This is a genomic window from Streptomyces tateyamensis (assembly GCF_003205575.1).
Classification (GTDB): Bacteria; Actinomycetota; Actinomycetes; order Streptomycetales; family Streptomycetaceae; genus Kitasatospora; species Kitasatospora tateyamensis.
The window spans coordinates 1-4561 of record NZ_PYBW01000268.1 but is presented as its reverse complement, the minus strand read 5'-3'; the positions used below and the strand labels follow the sequence as shown (position 1 = coordinate 4561).

The window sequence follows — 4561 nt, the reverse complement described above, 5'->3', positions numbered from 1 at the left end:
CTGTCAGTCGTCACCGGTCAATCGGGGTCCGTCGGTCGACGTACCGTCAGGCGAGGGTGCACGTCAGTCGGCCGACCGTTGGGCCGGGCGGGCAGGGCAGGCCGACCAGTGGCCCGGCCTGCCTCTCGGCCGGCCGGGCCCGGTCAGCCAATCAGCCGGCGGCCTCGACCTTGGGCGCAGCGGCCTTCCGGGGAGCCCGCTTGCGCGGGGCCGGGGTCTCCTCCGCGGTGACCTCGGCGGCGACGGCCTTCTTGGTGGCCCGCTTGGCCGGTGCCTTCTTGGCGGCCGGGGCCTCCTCGACGGCGGTCTCGACGGCGGCAACCGCCTTCTTCGCAGCCCGCTTGCGCGGCGCCGGCGCCTCCTCGGCGGTGACCTCGGCGGCGGCAGCGGCCTTCTTGGTGGCCCGCTTGCGCGGCGCCGGGACCTCCTCAGCGGCGGTCTCGACAGCGGCGTCGGCCTTCTTGGCGGCCCGCTTGGCCGGTGCCTTCTTGGCAGCCGGGGCCTCCTCGCCAGGGACCTCGACGGTCGCCTCGGCGGCAGCAGCGGCCTTCTTGGTGGCCCGCTTGCGCGGCGCCGGGACCTCCTCAGCGGCGGTCTCGACAGCGGCGTCGGCCTTCCTGGTGGCCCGCTTGGCCGGAGCGTTCCTGACGGCCGGAGCCTCCTCGACGACGACCTGGGCCTCGGTGACCGCCTTCTTGGCAGCCCGCTTGCGCGGCGCCGGCGCAGCCTCGACCGGCGCGGCGGCTACGACCGGTTCGGTCGCCACCGGCTCGGCAGTCTCCACCGCGGCGGCCTTCGGGGCCGCGGCCTTCCGGGTCCGAGTCGCCTTCTTCGCCACCGGAGCCACAGCCTCCGCGGCCACAGCCACGGCCACGGCCTCCACGGGCGCCGGCGTCGGCGCGCTCTCGACCACCGGAGCACCGGCCTGGCTCGGCACGCTCACCGCGACCGGCGAGCCCGGCGCGACCGCCGCAACCGGCTCAGCCGAGCCGCCCACACCCGCCGCAGCCGCCGCCACACCCGCCGCGGCATTGCCGCGCGAGCGCCGCCGCCGCCGACGCGGCGCTGCCGCCTCGCCGTCCGCAGCCGCCACGGGCGCCGCCGCGACCGCAGCCGCGTCCGTACCCACGCTCGGGACGGCAGCCGCAGCCACCGCCTCCGCACCGCTCGCCGACGCACCGCCACGGGTGCGCCGCCGGTTCCGGGTGCGCCCGACGCGCTCCTCGCCCGCCGGCGCCTGCTCGCCACCGGCCGCGCGCTCGCCACCACCAGCAGCACCAGCAACACCGGCGGCCACGCCGGCACCAGCGCCGGCAGGACGCTCGGCCACCGCACCGTGCTCGCCACCGCGCCGCCCGCGACCACCACGGCCGCGCTCGCCCCGGTCACCGCGCTCACCGCGCTCACCGCGGTCGTTGCGGTCACCGCGCTCGTTCCGGTCGCTACGACCCGACCGCGCCCCGCGTCCGCCGGTCTCGCCGAGGTCCTCGACCTCCTCGGCGGCCAGCCCGGCCCGGGTCCGCTCGGACCGCGGCAGCACACCCCTGGTGCCCGGCGCGATCTTCAGCAGCTCGTACAGGTGCGGGGAGGTCGAGTAGGTCTCCTCCGGCTCGTTGAAGGTGAGCTCCAGCGCCTTGTTGATCAGCTGCCAGCGCGGGATGTCGTCCCAGTCGACCAGCGTGACCGCGGTGCCCGAGGCGCCGGCCCGGCCGGTGCGGCCGATCCGGTGCAGGTAGGTCTTCTCGTCCTCGGGGCACTGGTAGTTGATGACGTGGGTGACGCCCTCGACGTCGATGCCGCGGGCGGCCACGTCGGTGCAGACCAGCACGTCCACCTTGCCGTTGCGGAAGGCCCGCAGCGCCTGCTCGCGGGCGCCCTGGCCCAGGTCGCCGTGGACGGCGCCGGCCGCGAAGCCGCGCTGGGTCAACTGGTCGGCCACGTCGGCGGCGGTCCGCTTGGTGCGGCAGAAGATCATCACCAGCCCGCGGCCCTCGGCCTGCAGGATCCGCGAGACCATCTCGACCTTGTCCAGCGAGTGCGCCCGGAAGATGTGCTGCGTGACGGAGGCGACGGTGTGCCCGCTGTCGTCCGGCGCCGCGGCCCGGATGTGGGTGGGCTGGCTCATGTACCGGCGGGCCAGGCTGATCACCTGTCCCGGCATGGTGGCCGAGAAGAGCAGGGTCTGCCGCTTGGCCGGCAGCATGGTCAGGATCTTCTCGACGTCCGGCAGGAAGCCCAGGTCGAGCATCTCGTCGGCCTCGTCCAGCACCAGCGCGCGGACCTTGGACAGGTCCATCTTCTTCTGGCCGGCCAGGTCGAGCAGCCGGCCCGGGGTGCCGACCACGATGTCGACGCCCTGCCTGAGCGCCTCCACCTGCGGCTCGTAGGCCCGGCCGCCGTAGACCGCGAGGACGCGGACGTTGCGGACCTTGCCGGCGGTCTGCAGGTCGTTGGTGACCTGAGTGCACAGCTCGCGGGTCGGCACCACGATGAGCGCCTGCGGGCTCTCGGTGAGCTGCGCCTCGGTGGCGCGGCCGGCGTCCACGTCGGCCCGCACGACCACCCGCTCGATCAGCGGGAGGCCGAAGCCGAGGGTCTTGCCGGTGCCGGTCTTGGCCTGGCCGATGACGTCGTGCCCGGTCATGGCGACCGGCAGGGTCATCTCCTGGATCGGGAACGGGTGGACGATGCCGACCGACTCGAGCGCCTCGGCGGTCTCCGGGAGGATGCCGAGTTCGCGGAAGGTGGTCTTGGTGGGTTCAGTCGTGGTGGACAGGGTGCTGCCTCTTCCGTGTGGCGGGCCGAGAGCGAGTGGACGGCGGGCAGCCGCGTGACTGGTCCCGGGTCGGTGGACCCGGCAGTTACGAGGTCGTGCACGACCGCGCCGGTCCCTGTCCGCGCGCCGGAGCCTGCCCTGGTGGGCGACGGCGTCCCGCGGCATGGGGGAGGTGTTCCCTGTGAGGGGTCCGGCGCGGGACCGGCGCCCTGCGGCGCGGTCCACGGCGGCCCTCGCTCGGCCACTGATGCGGTGCCTGGCTTGAGGTCCAAGCCAAGGTCGGAGCCGATCGGCTCTCCGACCGGGCATCCGCGTACTGGGACCTGCGGCGCCGCGTACCGGAACGATCCGGACGAAGCGAACCCGCGCGGTCCGACGAACCGTGCGGGCGCATGAGGTCCCTGTACTACTGTACCGTCCGCCGACCACTCGAACACGTGATGCGCCTGACACCAGTCTGCGAGGCGCCGGAACACCGGTCACAGCGGTCTAGAGTGACGGTCCATGGAGACTCAAGGCTCGATCGGCGACTGGACCACCTGCTCGGCCGATCCGCACTACCGGGCCGCGGTGCTCGACCTGTTGGGCGCGCTGGCCTACGGCGAGCTGAGCGCCTTCGAGCGGCTGGCCGACGACGCCAAGCTGGCCCCGGGTCTGGCCGACAAGGCCGCGCTGGCCCGGATGGCCGCCGCCGAGTTCCAGCACTACCAGCTCCTGCACGACCGGCTGGCCGAGATCGGCGCCGACCCGACCGAGGCGATGACCCCGTTCGTCGAGCCGCTGGAGTCCTTCCACCGGGTCACCGCCCCCTCGGACTGGCTGGAGGGCCTGGTCAAGGCCTATGTCGGCGACTCGATCGCGACCGACTTCTACCGCGAGGTGGCGGTCCGGCTGGACGACGACACCCGCGACCTGGTGCTGCGGGTGATGGGCGACACCGGGCACGCCGAGTTCGCGGTGGACAAGGTGCGCCAGGCGATCACGGAGAACCCGCGGGTCGGCGGCCGCCTCGCGCTCTGGGGCCGGCGGCTGATGGGCGAGGCGCTCGGTCAGGCGCAGCGGGTGGTGGCCGAGCGCGACGCGCTCTCCAACCTGCTGGTCGGCGGTGCCCGGGTGGCCGGCTTCGACCTGGTCGAGGTCGGCAAGATGTTCAACCGGATCACCGAGGCGCACACCAAGCGGATGAGCGCGCTGGGCCTGGCGTCCTGACGCCTGCTCAGCCGCGCAGGAGCCTGCTCAGCCGCGCCGGCGCCGGTGGCTGCCGCGCCGGCCGACCAGGTCGGGCCGGGCCGGCACCGAGGTGAGCAGTCCGGTGCAGACCACGGTCAGCAGCAGGGTGGCCACGGTGCTCCCGCCGGCCAGGGTGAACCGGATCACCAGCCCGCTGAGCAGCGCGGCCGTCAGCCCGGTGCCGACGGTCAGCCCGCGGGGCATCGGGTAGTACTCCGGCACCACGGTCAGCGCGACCAGCGCGGCCAGCAGGCCGATCGCGGCGAACAGCACGGCTTCGACGGGCAGGGGCACGGTCGGCCTCCCGGAGGCTGGTGCGGGCCGCGGTGGGGGGACCGCGGTGGCTCGACCCCTACCCGGGGGAGCCGGTTCGGAACCGCACAGTGTCCGGAATCACCGGCATGGGTGGCACGACCCGCACAGAGGAGCAGGTCGCCCGCCCGCAGGCACACGCGGCCCGTCGGCGCCGGGACGAGGCGATCCGCCGCCCCCCGACCGTGCCGGGGGGCGCGGCCGCCCTCCGCCGTGTCCGCCGCCCCCCCCGCTGGCCCAGCG

3 protein-coding genes are annotated in these 4561 nt (G+C 74.7%); 1 reads left to right on the top strand and 2 read right to left on the bottom strand.

All coding sequences use genetic code 11. From position 1 onward, the window contains the following. Positions 1 to 151 precede the first annotated feature (151 nt). Positions 152 to 2662: a DEAD/DEAH box helicase gene (locus C7C46_RS33290; protein ID WP_425470164.1), complete on the bottom strand. Its 2511-nt coding sequence runs from the start codon at positions 2660 to 2662 to the stop codon at positions 152 to 154. 618 nt (positions 2663 to 3280) lie between these two features. Between C7C46_RS33290 and C7C46_RS33285 the strand changes: the two genes are divergently transcribed. Further along, positions 3281 to 3985: a ferritin-like fold-containing protein gene (locus tag C7C46_RS33285; RefSeq protein ID WP_110673621.1), complete on the top strand. Its 705-nt coding sequence runs from the start codon at positions 3281 to 3283 to the stop codon at positions 3983 to 3985. 27 nt (positions 3986 to 4012) lie between these two features. Here C7C46_RS33285 and C7C46_RS33280 read toward each other — a convergent pair whose 3' ends face one another. Next, positions 4013 to 4300: a hypothetical protein gene (locus C7C46_RS33280; protein ID WP_110673620.1), complete on the bottom strand. Its 288-nt coding sequence runs from the start codon at positions 4298 to 4300 to the stop codon at positions 4013 to 4015. Positions 4301 to 4561: the final 261 nt, after the last annotated feature.

What these genes read in the sequence shown, in the direction of transcription:
- C7C46_RS33290 (WP_425470164.1), bottom strand. Translation starts at nt 2,662, where the DNA reads ATGACCCTGCCGGTCGCCATGACCGGGCACGACGTCATCGGCCAGGCC.
- C7C46_RS33285 (WP_110673621.1), top strand. Translation starts at nt 3,281, where the DNA reads ATGGAGACTCAAGGCTCGATCGGCGACTGGACCACCTGCTCGGCCGAT.